Source organism: Kocuria sp. CPCC 205235 (genome assembly GCF_040980905.1).
Lineage (GTDB): Bacteria > Actinomycetota > Actinomycetes > Actinomycetales > Micrococcaceae > Kocuria > Kocuria carniphila.
On the sequence record NZ_JAVKPR010000003.1, the window covers coordinates 1 to 22,415 of the forward strand.

The window sequence follows — 22,415 nt, forward strand, 5'->3', positions numbered from 1 at the left end:
ACCAAAAAATACAAATACTTTTCGGTATCAACAAACTAGGCACACTATTGAGTTGACAAACAACAAACCACACGGCGGATCTCAGCGATCCTGTCGTTGGTTGAAATTTTCGCTTTTCGCCGAGAACCTCGCGGTTCCGCTCGGAAGCAACTTTTCTATCGTAGTACCTTCTGCTTCGGCGTGTCAACTTGATCTCTCAAGCTGGTTGGCTTCCACTTCTGATAGCTGTCGATTCCGCATGAACAAGGCGCAGGAACAACCTGTGCTGATCTTTACGGGATGTTCACCGCTGCGTTGGCCTTTCGGCCTTGCCCGCGGCGACTCGGACTACATTACACACGGATCCCACGGCGCGCAAAACCACTGCCAGCGCCCCCGGTTCCCGGATGAGAAGAGCCCTGGAGCGCCCATAATGGCAACTCTCCAGGGCTCAGGGCTCAGGGCTCAGGGCTCAGGGCTCAGGGCTCAGACGACAGTAACTGCAGCCAGATTCTTCTTGCCTCGACGCAGCAGCGCGAATCGCCCGTGCAACAGATCGGAGGCATCCAGTGCTGCGTCCCCATCGGTGACCTTCTGGTTGTTCAGCGAAACGCCACCTTCCTTGACCGTGCGTCGTGCGGCGGACTTGGACTCCGAGAGTCCGGTGGCCACCAGGAGGTCAATGATCGTGGTCTGATCCGCGCTGACTTCAGCATGGGGAAGCTCAGCCGTGACCGACGCCAGGGTTTCCTCGTCCAGGTCGGAGAACTGCCCCTTCCCGAACACGGCAGCGGATGCCGCGATGGCCTTGCGCGTTGCCTCTTCACCGTGGACCAGAGTATTGACCTCGTAGGCCAGGGCCTTCTGGGCTTCGCGACGGTACGGTTCGGTCTCCGTGAGACGGCCAAGCTCTTCGATCTCTTCGCGGGTACGGAAGGTGAAGACCTTGAGACGGTCCACCACATCTGCGTCAGCGGTGTTGAGCCAGAACTGGTAGAAGGCGTACGGAGAGGTGAGCTCCGGGTTCAACCAAATCGCGTTGCCCTCGGACTTACCGAACTTGGTGCCGTCCGAGTTGGTGATCAAGGGCGTACCGATCGCGTGCACGGTGGCACCTTCAACCTTGCGTACCAGTTCGGTACCCGAGGTCAGGTTGCCCCACTGATCCGAACCACCGGTCTCCAATACGCAGTTGTACTCGCGGTACAGGTTCAAGAAGTCCATACCCTGCAGGATCTGGTAGCTGAACTCGGTGTAGGAAATACCCTCGTCCGAGTTGAGTCGCTTGGCCACAATGTCCTTCTTGATCATCGTGCCGACGCGGAAATTCTTGCCGACGTCCCTCAGGAAGTCGATCGCGGACATCTGCGACGTCCAATCCAGGTTGTTGACCATCCGTGCCGCGTTCTCCCCTTCGAAGGAGAGAAACCGCTGAACCTGCTCGCGGAGCAACTCAACCCACTCGGCCACGGTCTCGCGGGAGTTCAGGACGCGCTCAGACGTCTGACGCGGGTCACCGATGAGTCCGGTGGAGCCACCGACCAACCCGATGGGGTTGTGTCCGCCCAACTGCAGACGGCGCAGCAATAACAACTGAACCAGGTGGCCCAAGTGAAGAGAGGCCGCGGTGGGATCGAACCCGCAGTAATACGTGATGGGTCCGGAGGCCAAGGCATCCTCAATGGACTGTGGGTCCGTGGACACCTGGACGAGACCCCGCCAATTCAGTTCTTCCCACAGGGAATCGAAGGTCGGGTCGTTGTGCTGATTGCTCAGATCGGTGGTTGACACGAGGACTAAGTTATCAGCCCTGCGACTCCGAGCAGGTTTGTTCCAGACCCGCTGGCATGCCATGCGCGGCCACCATGTACAGACGCTGGGTGGGTCGTGTCATCGCCACATACAAGTTGCCCACTCCCCCGGCAGGATCGTTGGCAATGTCCGCCGGTTCCACCACCACTACGGAATCGAATTCCAGGCCCTTCGCATCCCACGGGGTGAGCAGCATGATCTGACGATCCAGTCGTCGCATTCCCGCGGCGACCAACCCCGGGAACGCCTGGTCGAGTGCTGCGGCCACGGCAGCAATCGAGTCACCGGGACACACGACGCCGATCAGTCCTCCCTCGACGAGATCCAGTTCACTGCGGAGCTGCTCGATCACCGCCTCGGCCACTTCCTCCTGGTCGGCAACGTTGATCAAAACGGGCGCCTCCCCGTCACGAACGGCGCGCGGGTCCGACACGCGAAGGCCTGCTGCGCGGGCAACTCGCACGGCGGCGTCGGCGATGGGCTGGGGCGTGCGGTAGTTGACCGTGAGTTCCTCAAGGGAGAAGCGATCCCCCACGAACGGTTCCAGCGCACCAGCCCATGTGGTCGCTGCCGCGGCGTTACCGGCCTGGGCAATATCGCCGACCACCGTGAACGACTTCATGGGGCAGCGGCGCATCAGCGTGCGCCACTGCATGGCCGAGAGCTCCTGAGCCTCGTCGACCACCACGTGCCCGTAGGCCCAGGTGCGGTCCGCCGACGCCGCCTCGGCAGCGGTCATGCGCCGCACCGGTTCCTCGTTCAGGGTGGTCAACTGGTCCACGGTGATGATGCCCTGGGCGCCGATGTCTTCGAAACCCTCGGCCATGGTGGCGAGCACTTTCTCCGCGGATTCTGCCGCCTTGCGCTGCTCGGCCGCCTGACCGCGCAGCTTGATACCCGCGGAATCGAAGTCGCCAAGCAGCTCTGCCGCTTCGTCGAGCAATGGCACGTCCGCGACGGTGAGCGGCGCATCAGGGGCTCGGAGTAGCTGCGCGATTTGGGCGTCACTCAGGTTGGGAGCGGCGGAACGCAGGTAGCGCTCCTTGGAGAACAGCTGACCCACCAGTTGCTGTGGGGTCAACGGCAACCACAACAGGTTGAGAGCCACTCGGACCTCGCGGGACTGCCGCAGGTCTTCCTTGAGATAGGAACGGTCCATGGTGGAACCGGCCTTCTCGTTGAGCTGCTGCCCCAGGGTTTCCGCGAGCTGCTTGATGATGACCTTCACAAAGGTCGCGCGGGCCTCGTTGTGCGCCTTGCCCGTGGCACGGGCACGCTCACGCGCGTGCCGTACCAGGGAGCGCTTGAGTTTGACCGAATGACCATCCACGGTCAGCCAGAGATTCTTCTCCGGAACCTTTTGCCGGTCCGCGACCGCTCGCTCGATCACGTCCACCATGTGCAGTCCGGACTTCCACCGTGCGACCCACGGATCACGTTCGACCTGGCCGTGAACGCCCGGGTACAGATCCGCCAGCGAAGACATGACCACACCGGTCTCACCCAGAGCGGGCAACACCCGTTCGATGTACCAGAGGAACGATGACGATGGCCCGACGATCAACACGCCGGACTTGGCCAGGCGTTCGCGGTGTTCGTAGAGCAGGTACGCGGCACGGTGCAGCGCCACCGCGGTCTTCCCCGTTCCGGGACCACCCTGCACTACCCGCACACCCTTGAGTGGTGCGCGGATGATGCGGTCCTGTTCGGCCTGAATGGTCGCCACGATGTCGTTCATCCGACCGGTGCGGGTCTTGTTGAGTGCTGCGAGGAGCGCGCCTTCGCCTCGGACGACCTCGTCCTGTTCCACGGCGTCCGCGTTGAAGACATCGTCCTCGATGGCCGTGACGTTGCGCTTCTCCATGATCAGGTGCCGACGCCGCGCGAGCCCCTGGGTGTTGCGTGCGGTCGCCTGATAGAACGCGCCGGCTTCTCGGGCGCGCCAGTCCAGCACCAGACGCTGGTGGTCCTCGGTGGCCAGACCGAGCCGGCCCACGTAATAGCGTTCGTCGTCCTCGGTGTCGAGGCGGCCGAAGACCAGGCGCTCATCCACCGATTCGAGTTGCGTCAATCGGTCCTCGTAGTGGGACGCAAAGGCATCACGTTCGGACTTGGCCTGGTGACCGCCTCCGTAGTCACTACGCCGGACCTTTGCGAGTTCATGACTGTTGACCTCGCGCAACTCGTCCAGGCGTTCATAGGCCTGGGCAACGTAGTCCCGTTCCAGCTCGAGCTGCTGGGCGGTTCTTTCAGACGCGGACTCGGTCACGCAATTCACCTCACGGGGACGGAAAACGACCGCCGGTTCCATAACCAGCGGTCGTCAATCCTATCGCGCTCCCGTGACCGAGGATGTCACGGGGAGAAACTCAGACTCGCAGCAGGGCGCGAACCCGGTGTCCGCCCAGCTGGGCGCGGCCGCGCAGGGCGGTCAACTCCATGATCACGCCGAAGCCCGCCACGTTGAAACCGGCGCGGGTCAGCAATGAGGCAGAGGCACCCAACGTGCCACCGGTGGCCAGAACGTCGTCGAGCACCAGAACACGCGAACCGCGCGGGACATCGTCCGTGTGGATTTCGAGCGTTTCGGTGCCGTACTCCAGGTTGTACTGCTGCGAGATGGTCTCGCGCGGCAGCTTGCCCTTCTTCCGAACGGGAACAATACCCACGCCAGAGGCATAGGCCACGGCTGCGGCAATCATGAACCCGCGCGCTTCCACACCGGCCACGCAGTCGTACTGGCCGCGGAATGCATCGGTCAGTGCGTCCACGGTGCGCTTGAATCCGTCACCGTCTGCAAACAGCGGAGTGAGGTCACGGAACAACACCCCCGGCTCCGGGTGGTCCGGGATCTTGGCGCACAACCGGTCAATCATCTGCTCTACGGATTCAGTCACCGGACCATCGTATCCGCCGTTCGACCCACACGAGCAGTTCACGCGGATGCTACGGCCGGGTTCTACGTTTCTTGACGGCAGCTTTTCGGTACGGCGAGACCGTGGGATCGTTCTTGAGCGCGAAGCGCCACGGGAAAGCGTCCGTCCCGCCTTCGCCCGAGACGCCGGTGCGAGCGGTGGTCACCATCTCCGCCTGCCCAGCATGCTCCGGCAGAAAAATCCCCGTCCAGGGTTTCGGATACCCGGGGTGCTCGGTCACGAGACGCTGCGCGGCGAGGACGGGATCCGGGACGCTGCCCAGGTAACGCAACGGAGCGCCGTCGTCAGAACGGTCCAGCCCGAGTGCCTGGGCGACATTGCCGGGTCCCCTGGCAAGTGCGGCGTGCGCTGGTTCGGTGGCCCGGTTCGCACTACGACGACGCCGCGCGGCGTCCTCCCCCGCCACCAGCTCCCCGGCACGAATGAGGCAACCGCCCGCGTGTCCGTCGGGCCGACAGACCAGGTTGAGGGCGTGGTGCAGTCCGTAGGTGAAGTAGACGTAGAGGTGAGCCGGCGGGCCGAACATCGAGGCGTTGCGGGCAGTCCGCCCGCGATAGGTGTGTGCCCCGGGATCCGGAAGGTCGGAGTCGGCTGGCCCCCCGTACGCTTCGACCTCGGTCAGGCGCAGTGCCACCGTGGCTTGTGAATCGGAACGTACCAGGACGGCACCCAACAGCGCCGGAGCTGCCTCCGGCGCTGTTGCGGACAAGAGCTCTTCGAGCGAATCGGCCACGTGTGCGAGTGGTCAGGAAACGATCGGCTGACGGGACTCGAACGCGGCCAACTCACCCAATTGGCGCTTGAGCTCGGCCAATTGCTGTGCCACAGCGGACGGAGCCGTGCCGCCCTGAGAATTGCGGGAATTCAGCGATCCTTCGACCGTGAGTACCTCGCGCACCTGCGGAGTGAGGTGCGCGGAGATCTGCGCGAACTGTTCGTCGGTGAGGTCCCACAGCTCGATGCCGTTCTCCTCGCACACACGCACGGCGTCTCCGGAGATCTCATGGGCCTCGCGGAACGGGACACCCTGGCGAACGAGCCACTCGGCCACATCCGTGGCCAGGGCGAAGCCCTGCGGAGCCAGCTCCACCAGGCGCTCCTGGTGGAACACGAGCGTGCCCATCATGCCGGACACCGCAGGCAACAGGACCTCGAGCTGATCGATCGCGTCGAAGACCGGCTCCTTGTCCTCCTGCAGGTCACGGTTGTACGCGAGCGGCAGGCCCTTGAGCGTGGCCAGCAAACCGGTGAGGTCGCCGATGAGGCGACCCGCCTTACCGCGGGCGAGCTCGGCGACGTCGGGATTCTTCTTCTGCGGCATGATCGAGGAGCCCGTGGAGAAGGCGTCGTCCAGGGTCACGAACGAGAATTCCTTGGTGGCCCACGTGGTGACCTCTTCGCTCATGCGGGAAATGTCGACCGCCGCCATTGCGGTGACCCACGCGAATTCGGCGTAGACGTCGCGAGACGCTGTGCCGTCGATCGAGTTGAAAACAGCGGAATCGAAGCCGAGCTCCGAGGCGACGGCATTGGGGTCCAGCCCCAAGGAGGAACCGGCCAAGGCGCCGGAACCGTAAGGGGACACCGCGGCGCGCTTATCCCAGTCGACCAGACGCTGCACGTCGCGCAGAACTGCCCAAGCGTGCGCGAGCAAGTGGTGGGACAGCAGGATGGGCTGCGCGTGCTGCAAATGGGTGCGGCCCGGCAAGGGTGCGTACGGGTACCGCTCGGCTTGAGAGATGAGGGCACGCACCACGTCCAGCAGGTCCTTGGCGATGATGGCGGCGTGGTCGCGCAGGTACATGCGACCCAGCGTGGCGATCTGGTCATTGCGGGAACGGCCGGCGCGGAGCTTACCGCCCAGCTGCGGCCCGGCGCGCTCGATCAGACCGCGTTCCAGGCAACCGTGGACGTCCTCATCGGATTCGGCGGGAACGTAGGCGCCGGAACGAACGTCGGTCTCGAGCTGATCGAGCGCGGCAATCATGCCCTCAAGTTCTTCGGCAGTAAGCAGTCCGGCCGTGTGGAGCACGCGAGCATGAGCGCGGGAACCCGCGATGTCATAGGGAGCCAACCGCCAGTCGAACTGCGTGGACTTGCTCAGAGCGGCCAGGGCATCCGCCGGTCCCCCGGCGAAACGACCGCCCCACAGGGCGCCCTCATTGGTTCCGTGCTGCTGGTGCTGGGCCATGCTGCTCCTTGCTCGCGAGATGGTGCTCGTTGGGTTCCGGCGACCGGGCGCCGACGGTTCGTGTGCCGAAGCTACGGGTGCCGAGGTCGTGGTTACCCGTAACGACTTCGGACGTAAATCCGGCCGGGCTCCAGTCTAGGAGCCCGGCCGGTCATGACGCGTCAGCGGCGTTTAGTTCTCGCCCGCCAGGCGCTGTTCGCGCTGCGAGGCAACCTTGGAGGACATACCGAACAGCTCGATGAAGCCGCGGGCGTTCGACTGGTCGAACGAATCGCCTTCGTCGTAGGTGGCCAGGTTGAAGTCGTACAGGCCGGTGTCCGAACGGCGGCCGGTCACGGTGGCGCGACCCGCGTGCAGTTCCATGCGGATGTCACCGTTGACGTACTTCTGGGTGTCATCCACGAAGACGTCCAGGGACTTCTTCAGCGGCGAGAACCACTGGCCGTCGTAGACCAGTTCGGTCCAGCGCTGATCCACGGTCTTCTTGAAGCGTGCCTGCTCGCGCTCAATGGTGACGTTCTCCAGTTCGCGGTGCGCCGCGATCAGGGTCATGGCACCGGGAGCCTCGTAGATCTCGCGAGACTTGATGCCCACCAGGCGGTCTTCAACAATGTCGATCCGACCCACGCCCTGGGCGCCGGCGCGGCGGTTGAGTTCCTGGATGGCCTGCAACGCTGTGACCGGCTTGTTGTCGATCGCGACCGGAACACCTTCCCGGAAGGTGATGACCAGTTCGTCCGCGGGCGGCGGGAAGGTGGGATCGTCCGTGTAGTCGTAGACGTCCTTGGTGGGACCGTTCCAGATGTCCTCCAAGAAACCGGTCTCCACAGCGCGACCCCACACGTTCTGGTCGATCGAGAAGGGGTTCTTCTTGGTGGTCACGATGGGCAGGTCGTTCTTCTCCGCGTAGGCAATGGCCTTTTCGCGGGTCAGAGCCAAGTCACGAACCGGGGCGATGCACTTGAGCTCGGGACCCAACGTCTGGATACCCACCTCGAAGCGAACCTGGTCGTTGCCTTTACCGGTGCAACCGTGTGCCACGGTGGTCGCGCCGAACTGCTTGGCGGCCTTGACCAGGTGCTTGACGATCACCGGGCGGGACACGGCGGACACCAGCGGGTAGGCATCCATGTACATGCCGTTGGCCTTCAGAGCCGGCATGCAGTATTCCTCGGCGAACTCGTCGCGAGCGTCGGCCACGTAGGCCTCCACGGCACCGCAGTCCAGGGCGCGCTGGCGAATGGTCTCCAGGTCCTCGCCGCCCTGTCCAACGTCAACGGCCACCGCAATGACCTCGGCACCCGTGGCTTCTCCGATCCAACCGATAGCCACCGAAGTATCGAGACCTCCGGAGTATGCCAACACAACGCGATCGCTCACGGTGCTCTCCTCACTTTGCTGCACGACAAAAACTTTGCGCACGGGCCAGGCCCGCGCCTCAATGCATGACTATACAGCACTATTTGTAATTATGCATTGAGCGAGAGTTCGCGCTTGAGGATCTTGCCCGTGGGTCCCTTGGGGAGCTCGTCCAGAACGTTGTAGTGACGGGGGTACTTGTACTTGGCCACCCGTTCCTGAACGAAGGCGTCCAGCTCCTTGGTCACTTCTTCCGTCGACCGGTCACCGAGGGCCTTGGGGTCGAAGACGACGACGGCACCCACCTCCTCGCCGTGCTGTTCGTGAGGCACACCCAGCACGGCAGCTTCCACCACACCGGGGAACTGGTACAGCACCTCTTCGACCTCGCGGGGATACACGTTGTAGCCGCCGCGCAGAATCATGTCCTTCTTGCGGTCCACGATGTAGTAGACGCCGTCCTCGTCGCGGCGCGCCATGTCCCCGGTGTGGAACCATCCGTCGCGAATGGCTGCCTCCGTTGCTTCCGGGTTACGCCAGTAGCCCTTCATCACGTACTGGCCGCGGACCACCAACTCACCGACCTCCCCCTCGCCGACGGGCTGGTCCTGGCCATCGAAGATGTCCAATTCAGCGCCCTCGACAGGTGTTCCGATGGAACCGGGTTTACGAATGCCTCCCGGCTGATTCAAGGAAACCACCGGTGACGTTTCGGAGAGCCCGTATCCCTCGTGGACGGTCGTGTTGAACACCTTCTCGAACCGTTCGAGCACCTCCACCGGCATGGGTGACCCGCCGGAGAGAGTTGCCCGAAGGTTGATACCCTCCACCGCTTCCGGACCGATCTGATTGACTGCGTGCAGCAGGGCCACGTACATGCTGGGCACGCCGACGAACACCGTGACCTTGTCCCGGCGCAGAATCTCAAGGGCCTTCATGGCGTCGAAGCGCGGCAGCAGAGTGACCGAAGCACCCTTGGACACCACTCCGTTGAGCGCGACGGTCTGACCGAACACGTGGAAGAACGGAAGGCCTCCAAATTTCACGTCGTCTTCGGTCAGAGAGAATCCTTCGGCGGACATCGTGGCGTTGGAACGTAGGTTGAGGTGGGTCAGCTCTGCACCCTTGGGCTTGCCGGTGGTACCGGAGGTGTAAAGCAGTACGGCCGTATCGTCATCATTCCGGTCAACCACCTCATGATCGGGCTCCACACCCTGCAGCTTCTGCATGGTCTCCTGCGCTCCGATGGCCACCACAGGAATGTCACCGGCTTCCTTGGCAGCTTCCTGGCTAGCGTCGATCATGCCTTCCCAGGTCAGGACCGCGGAGACCTCAGCATTGGTGAAGTGGTAGCTGAGTTCACGAGGGGTCAGCAGCGGATTGAGCGGAACAACAATTGCTCCGATCCGGAGAATCGCGTAGTACAACACCGGCATGTGGGGAACATTGGGCATGACCGTGGCCACGCGGTCGCCCGGCTTAATCCCCTGCGTCTTGAGCATTGCTGCTGCCCGCGCCGAGAGGTCGTTGAGCTGCGCGTAGGTCATCCGGGTGTCATCCAGGATGATCACGGGACGGTCCGGATATCGTTCGGCGGAATCGGTGAGCAGGGTTGCCACATTGGACATGAGTCATCTCCCAGGAATCTGTAGTGATCTGTGACACATGAGACTGCCAGTATCGGATATCGGAGTCAATGCGACGCTCCGTGATGCCCGCTGCCAAACCACCCTGCGTCCGACTCGTTTTCGTGAGGTGTGTCGGGAGTGCACTACTGTCGGCATGATCATGTCGGAGTGCCGTGGGACACTGTCCTGGTGGTTCCCCGACTCGGGTGAAACCGCGCCTTGTCAGCTCTTTCAGGAGGAACCGTCCGTGTCCGCACCGGAGAACAATGCCCAGCAACCGCAGTTGACCGACGAAGAAATCGCCTACGTCAACTCACTCTTCGACGCCGCACGTGAGGGTAGGAACGATTTCTTGCGGGAAGCCCTCCAGGCCGGTGTTCCGGCCAACCTGACGAACGGCAAAGGCGACACCCTGCTGAACCTGGCGGCCTACCAGGAGCAGGAAGAGACCGTGTTCATGCTGCTCGAATTTGGCGCGGACACCGAGCGGGTGAGTGACGTGGGGTTCACCGCACTGATCTGCGCGGTGTTCCGGGGCAACGAACCCATCACTCGCAGGCTCTTGGAAGCGGGCGCGGGTCAGGCCACGGGCAATCAGCACGCACAGGACGTGGCCAAGGTCTTCGGACAGGAGCACTTGCTGCCCGTTCTGCAGGAGTTCGAACCCCGCGGGTCCTGACTGCCCCGCGACGCAACGCGCCGCCGAACGAGCCGGTCAGCGAACGTGGATGGCTCAGCCAACGAGACAAGATCGCCAAAGGGCAGTGAACCCTTATTGGTGGGCCCATCAGCGGGCCGGAGACCCATCGGCCAGGGATCAGCGGTCAAGGGATCAATGAGCCAGGGGTCAGTGAGCCAGATCCAAGAACTTCTGGGCCACCGCGTCCCCACCCTGCGGGTCGCGGCACACCACCATGATGGTGTCATCGCCGGCAATCGTTCCCAGGATGTCCGAAAGCACGGAATGGTCGATCGCCGAGGCGAAATACTGGGCGGCTCCGGGAGGGGTCCGCAGAATCACGAGGTTCGCGCTCGCCTCCGCAGTGACGAGCAGATCCTTGCAGAGCCCTGCCAGGCGGGCGTCCAGGGTTTCGCGAGTGATCCCGCTGGCGGGCGAGCGATCCGCTCCGGCTTGCGGCACCGCATACACCAACCCGCCTTCCGGCGAGCGCACCCGCACGGCTTCGAGCTCGACCAGGTCCCGGGACAGCGTGGCCTGTGTGACCTGAACGCCGTCGGCGGCGAGTAACTCGGCAAGTTCCGCCTGCGAATGAATGTCTCCGCCGGTCACCAACTCCATGATGCGAGCCTGCCGGGCGGTCTTGGTGGTGGGAATGCTCACTGCTGTCCCCCGGCGCGGCGCAGGGCATCCGGCCGATCCGAGGACAGTCCGGAAGAATCCAGCAGCCACGTGAGCAGCGCTTTCTGAGCGTGCACGCGGTTCTCGGCCTCGTCCCAGACCAGCGATGCCGGCCCGTCGATCACCTCGGCCGTGACCTCGTTGCCCCGGTAGGCGGGGAGACAATGCAGGAAGACAGCGTTCCCGGCTGCCTGCGCCATGGCCTCGGATGTCACCGAATACGGCCGGAAGATCTCGGCGCGATCACCCTTCTGATCCTCCTGGCCCATGGACACCCACGTGTCAGTGACCACCGCGTGGGCACCCGCAAGGGCCTCAGCCATGTCGCTCGTGACCAGCACGGAACCGCCGGTTTCGGCGGCGCGTTCCCGAGCGGCGTCGATCACCTCCTGGCTGGGCAGGTGCGAGGCGGGACCGGCAATCCGCACGTGCATACCGGCAGTGACACAGCCGAGCATGTACGAGTTGGCCATGTTGTTGGCGGCGTCTCCCACGTAGGTCAGGGTGAGGCCCTTGACGTCGCCGAAGCGTTCCCGGAGCGTAAGAAGGTCCGCGAGGATCTGGCACGGGTGATAGTCGTCGGAGAGCGCGTTGATCACGGGCACGGAACTGTACTCGGCCATTTCCTCCAGGCCCGACTGCTCGAACGTGCGCCATACGACCGCGGCGAGCATGCGGGAGAACACGCGCGAGCTGTCCGCGATGCTTTCCTTGTGACCCAGCTGCGACTCGCCCGGGTTGATGATGAGCGGGTTGCCGCCCAAATCGGCCACGCCGGTCGCGAAGGAAACACGGGTGCGGGTGGAGGTCTTGTCGAAAATAACGCCCACGGTTTGTGGGCCGGCCAGGGGACGGCGGCTGAACCGATCGGCCTTGAGCGCGGCGGCCAGATCCAGGACTTGCTCCTGTTCCTCGGGGCTCAGATCGGTATCGACCAGAAAATGACGCAACACGGGGATTCCTCCTGCGGGTGAATGAAGTCTGTTAAGAGCCGGCGAGCGCGGTGCGGGCGTCGCTGATGATGCCCGGTAGTGCGGCAACGAAACTGTCCGTTTCCTGCGCGGTGATGATCAGTGGCGGGGCCAGGCGCACGGTACCGGGACCGGTGGCGTTGATGATGAATCCGGCTTCGCGGGCGGCGGTCACGACGGCGGGTGCCAGGGCCTGCTCGGGTGAGTCCTGGACCAGATCGATGCCGATCAGCAGGCCGTGCTGACGCACCTCGCGGACCTCTGTCAGGTCTTTCAATGCCGCGGCCAGGTGCGCGCCGACAACGTCCGCGTTGCCGAGCAGGCCCTCGTTCTTGATGACGTCCAGCGTGGCCGACGCCGCCGCGGTCGCCAACGGGTTGCCTCCGAACGTGGTGCCGTGTTGTCCCGCGGTCAACAGCGAGGACACGTCGGAGCCAACGGTGATCATGGCGCCAATGGGGAAACCGCCACCCAGGCCCTTGGCCAAAGTGATGGCATCCGGGAATTCACCCTCGGGCAGCTGCGCGGTGGTCGCGAGCCACTGTCCGGTGCGTCCGATGCCGGACTGCACCTCGTCCACGATCAACAGTGCACCGTGTTCGCGGGTGAGTTCGCGGGCGCGAGCCAGGAACCCCTCGGGGAGTGCATGCACACCGGATTCACCCTGCACCGGTTCCACGATGAGCGCCGAGACTGTACCGTCCAGCTCCTTCTCAAGCGCCTCAATCGTTGCGGGGATGTGGGTCACTCCCCCGGGCAACGGCTCGAAGGGTGCCCGGTAGGCGTCCTTGGCGGTGAGGGCGAGCGAGCCCATGGTGCGACCGTGGAACGCGTTCTCCAGGGCGAGCACCCGGGTGCGCGGAGCGCCGTCGGGACCGGGGTGGGCCGCGCCGTGACGGCGCGCCAGCTTGAAGGCGGCCTCGTTGGCTTCCGAACCCGAGTTGGCGAAGAACACGTGTGAGCCCTCGGGCGCGTCGGTCAGCTCGAGCAACTGGTGCGCGAGCGAAATGCCCTGCGGTGAGGTGAACAGGTTGGAGATGTGCGCGAGCTTGCCCGCCTGCTCACTGACCGCCGCAACCCAATCCGGGTGCGCGTAGCCGATCGAGTTCACCGCGATACCGCCGAGCAGGTCCAGGTACTTCTTGCCGTTGGCGTCCGTGACGTACACACCTTGGCCCTCGGTCAGGACGAGGGCGGGGTCACCGAACACCCCCAGCAGGTTGTCCTTGTAGTCCTGCAGCAGCTCGTTCTGCGATTCGCTCATGGGGTGTCTCCGTCCGGGGTGACCTCGGTGCCGATACCGGTGTCGGTGAAAATTTCCAACAGGGATGAATGCGCGGACCGGCCGTCCACAATGGACGCCCGCGGCACACCGTTGTCCACGGCGCGCAGGGCAGCCTGCATTTTGGGGATCATCCCGGATTCCAGGGAGGGCAGCATCTCGCGCAGCTCCGTGATGGTCAGCGACGAGATGAGGGAGGACTTGTCCGGCCAGTTGGCGTACAGGCCTTCCACGTCCGTGAGGGCCACGAACTTCTCCGCACCCAGCGCAACGGCAACCTCGGCCGCCGCGGTGTCCGCATTGACGTTGAGCACCTCACCGGTCAGGTCACCGGAGCCGTCCGACGCGGAAGGGTCGTCCGCGAGTTCGGGTGCGATCGAGGCGATCACCGGGATCTTGCCGATCTCGATGAGCTGTTCCACGGCCGCGGTGTTGACCTTCTCCACGGTCCCCACCAAGCCCAGGTCCAGCGGTTGTCCGTCCGAACCCGTGCGAATCCTGCGCGCCTGCAATAGACCGGCGTCCTCACCGGACATGCCCACCGCGTACGGGCCGTGCGCGTTGATCAGACCCACGAGCTCCCGCCCCACCTGGCCGGTGAGCACCATGCGGATCACACCCATGGCCTCGCGGGAGGTCACACGGAGCCCGTCCCTGAACTCGGACGGAATGTTCAACGTGGACAACATGGCGCTGATCTGCGGGCCGCCACCGTGGACGACCACGGGTTTAATGCCCATGTGACTCAGGAAGACCATGTCCTCCGCGAAGGCGCGGCGCAGGTCGTCGTTGATCATGGCGTTACCGCCGTACTTGAAGACCATGACGGAACCGGCGTAGCGCTGGATCCAGGGCAGGGCCTCCATGAGGGTTTCCGCCTTGGATTGGGCGGTCTCGTACCTGGTGTTATCGCTCAAACGTGACATGACGGGCGCGCGTCAGCTGGAGTACGCGCTGTTCTCCTCAACGTAATCGTGGGTGAGGTCGTTGCTCCACACCGTGGCCTGGTGATTGCCGGCCTTCAGGTCGATGACGATATCCACGGCGCGAGCTGCGGCCATGTCCACGTTGTCGCGGGAATCGCCGATGGCGCCGTTCCGGCACACCATGACGCCGTTGATGGTCACGTCAATCTGGTCCGGGTCGAACTGAGCGGACGTGGTGCCCACGGCCGAGAGCACACGGCCCCAGTTGGGATCGTTGCCGAACACTGCGGCCTTGAGCAGGTTGGACCGGGATACCGTGCGGGAGACGTCCTCGGCCTCGGTTTCGGTCGCGGCTCCCACGGTGGTGATCGCGATGTCGTGGGAGGCACCCTCCGCGTCCGTGATGAGCTGCTGCGCCAGGCTGTGGCACACAGCGGTAAGTGCGCGGGTGAATTCCAGCTCGTCTGCGGTGTTCCCGGAGGCACCGGAGGCCATGAGGGCCACGGTGTCATTCGTGGACATGCAGCCGTCCGAATCCGTGCGATTGAACGTCACCCGACAGGCCTCGCGCAGCGCGCGGTCCAGGGCGTCGGCCGGCAGCTTGGCGTCGGTCGTGATGACCACGAGCATCGTGGCCAGTCCGGGCGCCAGCATCCCCGCGCCCTTAGCGATACCGCCCACGGTCCATCCGTCCCGCGCGGCACACGCCTGCTTGGAGACGGAGTCGGTGGTCATGATGGCCTCGGCCGCCGCCTTACCCGCCTCGGGGCCAGCTTCGAGGGCCTCGGTCAACGGCGGGATTCCGGCCCGCATCACGTCCATCGGCAGTTGCTCGCCAATCAGTCCGGTCGAACAAACGACGACGTCGCCGGCGCCCACTCCCAGCTTCTCGGCCACGAGTTCTGCCGTTTCGTGGGTGTTCTGGAACCCCTGGGCACCGGTGCAGGCGTTGGCGCCGCCTGAGTTGAGGATCACCGCGCGGGAACTTCCTTGTCGGATCACCTCGCGCGACCAGTGCACCGGTGCTGCGGCTACACGGTTGGAGGTGAAGACGGCCGCCGCATTGAACTCCGGGCCGTCGTTGACCACCAGGGCGAGGTCCTTACCACCGGAGGCCTTGAAGCCTGCTTCCACACCGGCGGCGCGAAAACCGACTGCCGCGCACACGCCGTAGGTTGTGTCCACGGTGATATCGGGAACGGGGTTGTGGGATGCCATGAGAACTCCTGGTGCGTGAATCGTGAGCGGCGTGAGCGAAGGTGAGCGAGCGGCGTCGTACGTGCCGGTGTCAGTAATTAATCAGGGAGCAAGACCCTGGTGCTGGAGACCCGCTGTCTCGGGCAAGCCAAGGGCAATGTTGACGGACTGCACGGCGCCGCCCGCGGTCCCCTTGGTGAGATTGTCCAGCACCAGGCTGACGATCAGACGGTTGGCGTGCGGGTCGACCGCGAGCTGGAGCGCCACGTGATTGGACCCGACCACGGACTTGGTGGTCGGCCACTGCCCCTGGGGCAGAACGTGAATGAACAGCTCGTCCGCATAGGCATCCTGGTAGGCCTTCAGCGCAGTTTCGAGGGTGGTGCCCTCGGTCAGCGGCGCGGTGGCCGTGGTCAGGATGCCGCGGGGCATGGGGGCAAGCGTGGGCGTGAACGAGATGCTGACGTCCTGGCCGGAGGCCCAGCCGAGACCCTGCTCGATTTCGGGAGTGTGCCGATGGCCGCCGCCCACTCCGTACGGGGACATGCTGCCCATGACCTCGGCGCCGAGCAGGTGCGGCTTGGACGCCTTGCCCGCTCCAGAGGTGCCGGAAGCAGAAACGATCACGATGTCGCGGGTTGAGACGAGACCCGCCGCAACGGCCGGAGCCAGGGCCAGCAGGGACCCCGTGGGATAGCACCCGGGGACGGCAATGCGCGTGGCACTGCCGAGCTTCTCCCGCTGCTTGGCCCCGCTGGGATCGATGATCAGTTCGGGCAGACCGTAGGGCCAATGACCGGCGTGGTCGCCGCCGTAGAACGCGTCCCACGCTTCGGAGGATTCCAGCCGATGGTCCGCACCGGCATCCACGACCACAGTGTTCTCGGGCAGCTGTGCGGCGATCTCCGCAGACTGGCCGTGCGGTAGCGCCAGGAACACGATGTCGTGACCGGACAGGTTCTCGGGAGTGGTCTCCACCACCTCCATGTCCGCGAGCGCGTGCAGGTGCGGTTGCAGGCTGCCCAGTCGCTGGCCCGCGGTCGAGTGACCGGTCACGGTGGACACGGTGATCTCCGGGTGTCCGGCGAGCAGGCGCAAGACCTCTCCGCCCGCGTAGCCGGTGGCTCCTGAAACAGCTGCGGTGTACGTCATACTCGTCAGCATACCGCATGGATATACATAACTATCAATATTTATACATCCATGGCGTTGGACCATTACGCGCGTAGGCGAGTGAGCGCGACGAACCTTGAACCGATCGGTGTGGCGCGCAAGACTGACCATGACCGTTGACGACCGGCGCGCCCGCGCCCAGAGGAGGCATCGTGACCGACACCATGAAAGCCATAGCCACGCAGGAAAGCGGTGGCCCGGACGTCCTACAGCTGGCGAATGTGGGCATCCCCCAGCCCGGACCGGATCAGGTGCTGGTGCGCACCGCCGCGACCGGTGTGAACTTCATTGAGACCTACCAGCGCGAAGGTGTCTACCCGGTCGAGCACCCGTTCACGCCCGGGTCCGAAGGTGCCGGAGTGGTGAGCGCCGTGGGCGAGAACGTGTCCTCGGTGTCCGTGGGTCAGCGCGTGGCCACCTCCGAGGCCACCCGCACCTACGCCGAATACTTCGTGGTTGACGCGGCCAAGGCCATGCCGGTTCCTGACGAGATGTCCGTTCACGACGCCGCCGCCCTCCCGCTCCAGGGGCTCACCGCCCACTACCTGGTGCGCTCCACTTTCGAGCTCAAGCCCGAGCACACCGCGGTCATCACCGCGGCCTCCGGTGGCGTGGGTGGCCTGGCGATCCAGCTCATGAAGCGCATCGGGGCCACGGTCATCGCGTTGACCTCCACCGAGGAAAAGGTCGAAACCGCGCGTCAGCTCGGTGCCGACCATGTCCTGGGATACGAGAACTTCGCGGAACAGGTCCGGGAACTCACGGACGGTCGAGGTGCCGACGTCGTCTACGACTCCGTGGGGAAAACAACGTTCGACGAATCGCTGAAGGCCACGCGCGTGCGCGGCACCGTGGTGCTCTTCGGAGGATCCTCCGGTCAGGTCCCGCCGTTCGACATCCAGCGCCTCAACGGCTCCGGTGCGCTGTTCCTGACCCGTCCCTCCCTGGTCCACTACCTCCGAGATGCTGAGGAGCGTGCCTGGCGGTGGAACGAATTGACCGGCGCCGTGGTGACCGGAGACCTGACGGTCCGAGTGGGTGGCACCTATCCCCTGGCCGATGCGGCACAGGCCCACACCGATCTGGAATCCCGCAAGACCCAGGGCAAACTGCTGTTGCTGCCGTAAGTCGTCCACCACGCGGACTGCTGCACCATGTGGGTCCGCGCATGACGAAGGGCCCGGCGAGAACCGGGCCCTTCGTCATGTTCTGCAATCCGCACCGCGCTCGGCGCGGTCACGAGCGGTGGTCAGTGTGCGTGGCGGTTGACCGCGCGCACTCCCCAGACCGTCCCCGCCAGGGACAACAGTGTCAGACCGGCCAGCCCAATGGCCTTCACGCGTTGACCCGTCACGGTGGAATCGGTGATGCCCTCACCGTAGCTACCGGGCTCATCCGTTTCCATGACGCGTAGTTGACCGTCTTCAACGGCCAGCAGCGCATCGACGGCCTCCGGGAAGTCCGAGTCCTGCTGCCCGGTCTCGGACCCGCGGAACGTGATCTGATCCCCTACCTCGGCCTTGACCGGGTCGTTCAACCCGTTGTCGAACGGGTGGTCCTTCAGCAGCTCGTTGTCGGGCATGATGCCCGCGTAAATGCCGTTGAAATCCTTGGTGACCAGATCGTGGGTCATGGTCTGGTAGGAACCAGAGACCACCATGGAATTCCCGGCCCAGTCCGCCAGTCGGCCGGCCTTGTCGAAGGCCAGCAGCGACGCGACGGCGAAAATCAGTGACACCACGACGCCCACGAGCACGACCAGGACGATCCGCCAACCGCCGGCCCTGCTGCGCCGGGGAGGCTCCTGCTCGTCAAAATCAAAGAACTCCTGGGCGTCGTGTGACAACGATTCTCCTTCTGATGTGTCAGCCACGCAGTTGCGCGCCGTGAGCGGCTTCAGCAGCGGCCACGGCCGCGGTGCGGGCCTCTGATGCTTCGTCGGCGGTCAGGGTACGGTCCGAAGCTCGGAATCGCATGGCAATGGCCACGGACTTCTTCCCGTCCTCCACACCGGTACCCGAGTACACGTCGAACACGTTGGCCGATTCCAGCAGCTCCCCGGCACCGCTTTCCACGGTCGCCAAGAGTTCAGCCGCCGGGAGATCCAGATCGACGACGAGCGCCACGTCCTGCGTTGCTGCGGGGTATCCCGAGATCGACTCGGCCACCACGGACGGGATCTCACGTTCGATCAACGCCGAAAGGTCCAGTTCCATGACGCACGTGCGTTCCGGCAGGTTCTGTGCCGCCACGAGCTTGGGGTGCAGTTCGCCGGCCACACCGATGACCGCACCGTCAGAGGTGCTCAGGGTGGCGGTACGTCCCGGGTGGAAGGCCTGGTGCTGGCCCTGCGTGACCGTGAGTTCCACACCCAGCACATCCGCGGCGAGCATGGCGGAGTCCAAGGCGTCCTGCCAATCCAGGCGACGCGGCGCTACCCAGGGTCCCGCGGCGGCGTCGTTGCCCGTGAACACCGCAGCGAGCTTGCGCGGCTGATCGGGAATGGCCGCGTTGAGGCGCGCCAAGTCGTCTTCCGAGGGGCGTTCGCCCAATGGCGGGATGGGCTGGGTGTCCGGGGTGTAGCCCTCGGGCAGGAACACGTGACCGGATTCGAACAACGCGAGGTCACGAAAACCGCGGGAGTGGTTGCGCTTGAGCACCTCGAGCAGGCCCGGCAGGATGCTGACCCGCAGCAACGGCTTGGCCTCGCTGATCGGGTTGGCGAGCTTGACCGACTCGACGGTCGTGCCTTCCGACGCCGAGCCCCACAGGTCGTTCTCGTCCTGGGAGACGAACGGGTAGCTGAGCACCTCGGTCAGGCCGGCTGCGGCCAGAGAGTTGGCCACGCGGCGTCGTGCGGCCTGCCAGCGGGTGAACCCGCGACCGGGAGGCGCAACCGGAAGCCGATCGGGGATCTTGTCGTACCCGTCCAGGCGGGCGATCTCCTCGACCAGGTCTTCCTTGTCGCTCAGGTCCGGGCGCCATGTGGGCGGGGTGACCGTCCAGCCGTCCGCGGTCTCGAGGACCTCGGCACCGATCTCGCCCAGCGAGTGCTCGATGGTTTCGGGCGAGTAGTCCACGCCCACGCGGGCCTCGGCGTATCCCGCGGGCAGGTCGATGGACTCGGGAGCCACGGTCTGATCGACGTCGGTCACCGCACCGGTGTCGGTGCCGCCGGCAAGTTCGACCAATAGATCGACCACGCGCTGAGCGGCCACCGGGGCGACCTGCGGGTCCACACCGCGTTCGAAGCGCTTGGACGCCTCCGACGGCAGCTTGTGGCGACGCGCGGTACGGGCGATCGAGATCTCATCGAAACGCGCGGCCTCCACAAGAATGCGTGTGGTGGAGTCCGAGACCTCGGTCGTGGCACCACCCATGACACCGGCGATGCCGACGGGACCGGACTCGTCCGTGATGAGCAGATCCTCGGAGTCGAGTTTGCGGGTCTTGTCATCCAGCGTGGTGAGTTTCTCGCCCTGCTGGGCCCGACGCACGGTGATGCCGCCCTGGAGTTTGTCCAGGTCGTAGTTGTGGATCGGGTTGCCGTATTCGAGCATCACGTAGTTGGAGATATCCACGGGAAGGCTCAGGGAACGAATCCCGGCCAAGCGCAAGCGGGACGACATCCACGGCGGGGTGGGCGCGGTCGCATCCACGCCCTCGACCACGCGGGTCACGAACCGGGTGCAGCCCTCGCGTCCGATGATCGGGGCGTCGTCGGCCAGCGTAACCGAGAAGCCCGAGTCGTTCGCGGCGGGCACTTTTGCGGCCAGCTCGGCCACGGGGTCTGTGAACGGTGAGCGCGTGGCGTGGCAGTACTCGCGGGCCACACCGCGCAGCGAGAAGCCGTACCCGCGATCCGGGGTCACGTTGATCTCGGCGGCGGAGTCGTAGAGGCCCAACAGTTCCATGGCGTCCGAACCCAGTTCCGGGTCCAGGCCCAGGGTGGAGAGCACCAGGATGCCGTCGTGATCATCACCGATGCCCAGTTCACGCACCGAGGCGATCATGCCGGCGGAGGTGTGACCGTAGGTCTTGCGCGCGGAGATCTTGAAGTCGCCGGGCAGCACGGCACCGGGCAGGGTCACCACGACCTTGTCGCCCACGGTGAAGTTATGGGCACCGCAAATCACGCCCTGCACACCGGACGGGTCGATGCCCTTGCCGGTCAGCGTCTGCTCCTGGCCTTCCGGAACCACGCGCACAGTGCACCAGTTCACGGTCTTGCCGTTGGAGTGGGTTTCCGGCTCCATAGTGAGCACCTGGCCCACCACGATGGGCCCGGAGAGCTCGTCCGTGGGGCGGTGAATGTCTTCTTCTTCGAGGCCCACCTTGACCAGCGTGGCCAGGACGTCCTCGGCGGTTGCGTTCTCGGGTACGGGCGCGTACTCGCGCAGCCATGACAAAGGAACTCGCATGATTAGATCTCCATCCCGAAGTGCTCGCTGAAACGGATGTCGCCCTCGACCATGTCGTGCATGTCCGGGACGTTGTTGCGGAACATCAGGGTCCGCTCGATACCCATGCCGAACGCGAAGCCCGAGTACCGCTCGGGGTCGATACCGGCCGCACGCAACACGTTGGGGTGCACCATGCCGCAGCCGCCCCACTCGATCCAACGGGGGCCACCCTTGGCGGTGGGGTGCCACACGTCCAGCTCGGCGGAGGGTTCGGTGAACGGGAAGTAATTGGGGCGCAATCGGATCTGGGCTTCTTCACCGAACATCACTCGCGCGAAGTGCGTGAGCGTGCCCTTGAGGTCGGCCATGGACAGACCCTCGTCCACGGCGAGGCCCTCCACCTGGTGGAACACCGGGGTGTGGGTCGCGTCCAGCTCGTCCGTGCGGTAGGTCTTACCCGGGCACACCACGTACACCGGCAGCTCGCGCTCCAATAGGGAGCGCATCTGCACGGGTGAGGTGTGGGTGCGCATGACCAGGTGCGAGGACGGCGGGTCCACGAAGAACGTGTCCTGCAGCTGGCGGGCCGGGTGGTCCGGCTTGAAGTTTAACGAATCGAAGTTGAACCATTCGTGTTCGAGCTCGGGGCCGTCCGCGATCTCCCAGCCCATGCCCACGAACACGTCGCCGATGCGGTCCATCAGGTTGGTGAGGGGGTGGCGTCCGCCCAGTCGCGCGCGGCGGGTCGCGGCGGTGACATCCACGGCCTCGTCCACGAGGATGCGGGCGTCGCGCTCTTCCTCGAGCACGGTGGTGCGTGCGGCCACAGCCTTGTTCACGCGGCCGCGGGCCTGACCGACGAGCTTGCCGGCAACAGCCTTCTGGGCCTTGTCCAGGCCACCGATCTTGCGGTTGGCCAACGCGAGCGGTGACTTCTCACCGGTGTGGGCCAGTCGCACGACCTTCAATTCGTCGAGGTCGGAAGCTGTCTCGATCTCGGCGAGCGCGCGTTCTACGGCTGAGGTGACCCCGGCTTCGTCAGTGGGGTCCACCTCGATGGACGATGTGGGTTCGGACATGGTTTCTCGCGTTCCTGCTCGCGGACGGGTTCAGCGGGAGGCCCGGCGTCAGCGACGGCGCCGCGGTCCCCGTGTAAATGCCCGCAGCGATGACGGTGCGGGCAGATCCAGTCTAGTGG

Annotated in this window: 18 protein-coding genes; 2 read left to right on the plus strand and 16 right to left on the minus strand. The window is 64.8% G+C overall.

Annotated elements, in window-relative coordinates; translation table 11 throughout:
- Positions 1-465: 465 nt before the first annotated feature.
- The 7 genes from tyrS to RF638_RS02910 form a co-directional block, all read right to left on the minus strand.
- Positions 466-1,770, minus strand: coding sequence for a tyrosine--tRNA ligase (gene tyrS / locus RF638_RS02880; RefSeq protein WP_095796668.1), 1,305 nt, complete (start codon positions 1,768-1,770; stop codon positions 466-468).
- Positions 1,771-1,783: 13 nt separating this feature from the next.
- Complete coding sequence (locus tag RF638_RS02885) at positions 1,784-4,102, minus strand: AAA family ATPase (protein ID WP_095796669.1); 2,319 nt, start codon at positions 4,100-4,102, stop codon at positions 1,784-1,786.
- Between the two features lie 58 nt (positions 4,103-4,160).
- Complete coding sequence (locus RF638_RS02890; protein ID WP_095796670.1) at positions 4,161-4,688, minus strand: adenine phosphoribosyltransferase; 528 nt, start codon at positions 4,686-4,688, stop codon at positions 4,161-4,163.
- A 49-nt stretch (positions 4,689-4,737) separates the two neighbouring features.
- Complete coding sequence (locus RF638_RS02895; protein ID WP_368841423.1) at positions 4,738-5,460, minus strand: DNA-3-methyladenine glycosylase; 723 nt, start codon at positions 5,458-5,460, stop codon at positions 4,738-4,740.
- A 12-nt stretch (positions 5,461-5,472) separates the two neighbouring features.
- Positions 5,473-6,918: an argininosuccinate lyase gene (argH, locus tag RF638_RS02900; RefSeq protein ID WP_095796672.1), complete on the minus strand. Its 1,446-nt coding sequence runs from the start codon at positions 6,916-6,918 to the stop codon at positions 5,473-5,475.
- 171 nt (positions 6,919-7,089) lie between these two features.
- The gene (locus RF638_RS02905) at positions 7,090-8,298 is read right to left on the minus strand and encodes an argininosuccinate synthase (RefSeq protein WP_095796673.1); all 1,209 of its coding nucleotides are present in this window, start codon (positions 8,296-8,298) and stop codon (positions 7,090-7,092) included.
- 89 nt (positions 8,299-8,387) lie between these two features.
- Positions 8,388-9,905 carry a long-chain fatty acid--CoA ligase gene (locus RF638_RS02910; protein WP_368629902.1) on the minus strand — a complete coding sequence of 506 codons (1,518 nt, stop codon included), beginning with the start codon at positions 9,903-9,905 and terminating at the stop codon, positions 8,388-8,390.
- A 247-nt stretch (positions 9,906-10,152) separates the two neighbouring features.
- Here RF638_RS02910 and RF638_RS02915 point away from each other — a divergent pair, with 247 nt between their 5' ends.
- Entirely contained in the window at positions 10,153-10,584 is a 432-nt protein-coding gene (locus RF638_RS02915; RefSeq protein ID WP_095796959.1) for an ankyrin repeat domain-containing protein, read from the plus strand.
- Between the two features lie 168 nt (positions 10,585-10,752).
- Here RF638_RS02915 and RF638_RS02920 read toward each other — a convergent pair whose 3' ends face one another.
- The 6 genes from RF638_RS02920 to argC form a co-directional block, all read right to left on the minus strand.
- Complete coding sequence (locus RF638_RS02920; protein WP_095796675.1) at positions 10,753-11,247, minus strand: arginine repressor; 495 nt, start codon at positions 11,245-11,247, stop codon at positions 10,753-10,755.
- Positions 11,244-12,218 (minus strand): ornithine carbamoyltransferase, encoded by a 975-nt coding sequence (gene argF, locus RF638_RS02925; protein WP_095796676.1) that lies wholly within the window; start codon positions 12,216-12,218, stop codon positions 11,244-11,246. The genes RF638_RS02920 and argF overlap by 4 nt, the downstream gene beginning before the upstream one ends.
- A 31-nt stretch (positions 12,219-12,249) precedes the next feature.
- Positions 12,250-13,500 (minus strand): acetylornithine transaminase, encoded by a 1,251-nt coding sequence (locus RF638_RS02930; protein ID WP_315276312.1) that lies wholly within the window; start codon positions 13,498-13,500, stop codon positions 12,250-12,252.
- Complete coding sequence (gene argB / locus RF638_RS02935) at positions 13,497-14,444, minus strand: acetylglutamate kinase (RefSeq protein WP_095796678.1); 948 nt, start codon at positions 14,442-14,444, stop codon at positions 13,497-13,499. The genes RF638_RS02930 and argB overlap by 4 nt, the downstream gene beginning before the upstream one ends.
- A 12-nt stretch (positions 14,445-14,456) precedes the next feature.
- A complete protein-coding gene (gene argJ, locus RF638_RS02940) occupies positions 14,457-15,662 on the minus strand; it encodes a bifunctional glutamate N-acetyltransferase/amino-acid acetyltransferase ArgJ (protein WP_368841424.1) in 1,206 nt (401 codons plus the stop codon).
- Between the two features lie 81 nt (positions 15,663-15,743).
- Positions 15,744-16,793 (minus strand): N-acetyl-gamma-glutamyl-phosphate reductase, encoded by a 1,050-nt coding sequence (gene argC, locus RF638_RS02945; RefSeq protein WP_095796680.1) that lies wholly within the window; start codon positions 16,791-16,793, stop codon positions 15,744-15,746.
- 173 nt (positions 16,794-16,966) lie between these two features.
- Here argC and RF638_RS02950 point away from each other — a divergent pair, with 173 nt between their 5' ends.
- Entirely contained in the window at positions 16,967-17,941 is a 975-nt protein-coding gene (locus RF638_RS02950) for a quinone oxidoreductase (protein WP_315276308.1), read from the plus strand.
- A gap of 122 nt (positions 17,942-18,063) precedes the next feature.
- On the opposite strand, the gene RF638_RS02955 is transcribed toward RF638_RS02950, so the two are convergent.
- From RF638_RS02955 to pheS, 3 genes are read right to left on the minus strand one after another with little or no spacing between them, the layout of a single operon-like run.
- Positions 18,064-18,660, minus strand: a complete 597-nt coding sequence (locus RF638_RS02955) for a hypothetical protein (protein WP_095796681.1) — start codon at positions 18,658-18,660, stop codon at positions 18,064-18,066.
- 19 nt (positions 18,661-18,679) lie between these two features.
- A complete protein-coding gene (pheT, locus tag RF638_RS02960) occupies positions 18,680-21,235 on the minus strand; it encodes a phenylalanine--tRNA ligase subunit beta (RefSeq protein WP_368841425.1) in 2,556 nt (851 codons plus the stop codon).
- Positions 21,236-21,237: 2 nt separating this feature from the next.
- Positions 21,238-22,296 (minus strand): phenylalanine--tRNA ligase subunit alpha, encoded by a 1,059-nt coding sequence (pheS, locus tag RF638_RS02965; RefSeq protein WP_368841426.1) that lies wholly within the window; start codon positions 22,294-22,296, stop codon positions 21,238-21,240.
- Positions 22,297-22,415: the final 119 nt, after the last annotated feature.

Excerpts from the sequence above, each read along its gene's own strand:
- RF638_RS02885 (WP_095796669.1), bottom strand. The coding sequence starts at position 4,102 with ATGGAACCGGCGGTCGTTTTCCGTCCCCGTGAGGTGAATTGCGTGACC.
- argH (WP_095796672.1), bottom strand. The coding sequence starts at position 6,918 with ATGGCCCAGCACCAGCAGCACGGAACCAATGAGGGCGCCCTGTGGGGC.
- RF638_RS02910 (WP_368629902.1), bottom strand. The coding sequence starts at position 9,905 with ATGTCCAATGTGGCAACCCTGCTCACCGATTCCGCCGAACGATATCCG.
- RF638_RS02930 (WP_315276312.1), bottom strand. The coding sequence starts at position 13,500 with ATGAGCGAATCGCAGAACGAGCTGCTGCAGGACTACAAGGACAACCTG.
- argB (WP_095796678.1), bottom strand. The coding sequence starts at position 14,444 with ATGTCACGTTTGAGCGATAACACCAGGTACGAGACCGCCCAATCCAAG.
- argJ (WP_368841424.1), bottom strand. The coding sequence starts at position 15,662 with ATGGCATCCCACAACCCCGTTCCCGATATCACCGTGGACACAACCTAC.
- argC (WP_095796680.1), bottom strand. The coding sequence starts at position 16,793 with ATGACGTACACCGCAGCTGTTTCAGGAGCCACCGGCTACGCGGGCGGA.
- pheT (WP_368841425.1), bottom strand. The coding sequence starts at position 21,235 with ATGCGAGTTCCTTTGTCATGGCTGCGCGAGTACGCGCCCGTACCCGAG.
- pheS (WP_368841426.1), bottom strand. The coding sequence starts at position 22,296 with ATGTCCGAACCCACATCGTCCATCGAGGTGGACCCCACTGACGAAGCC.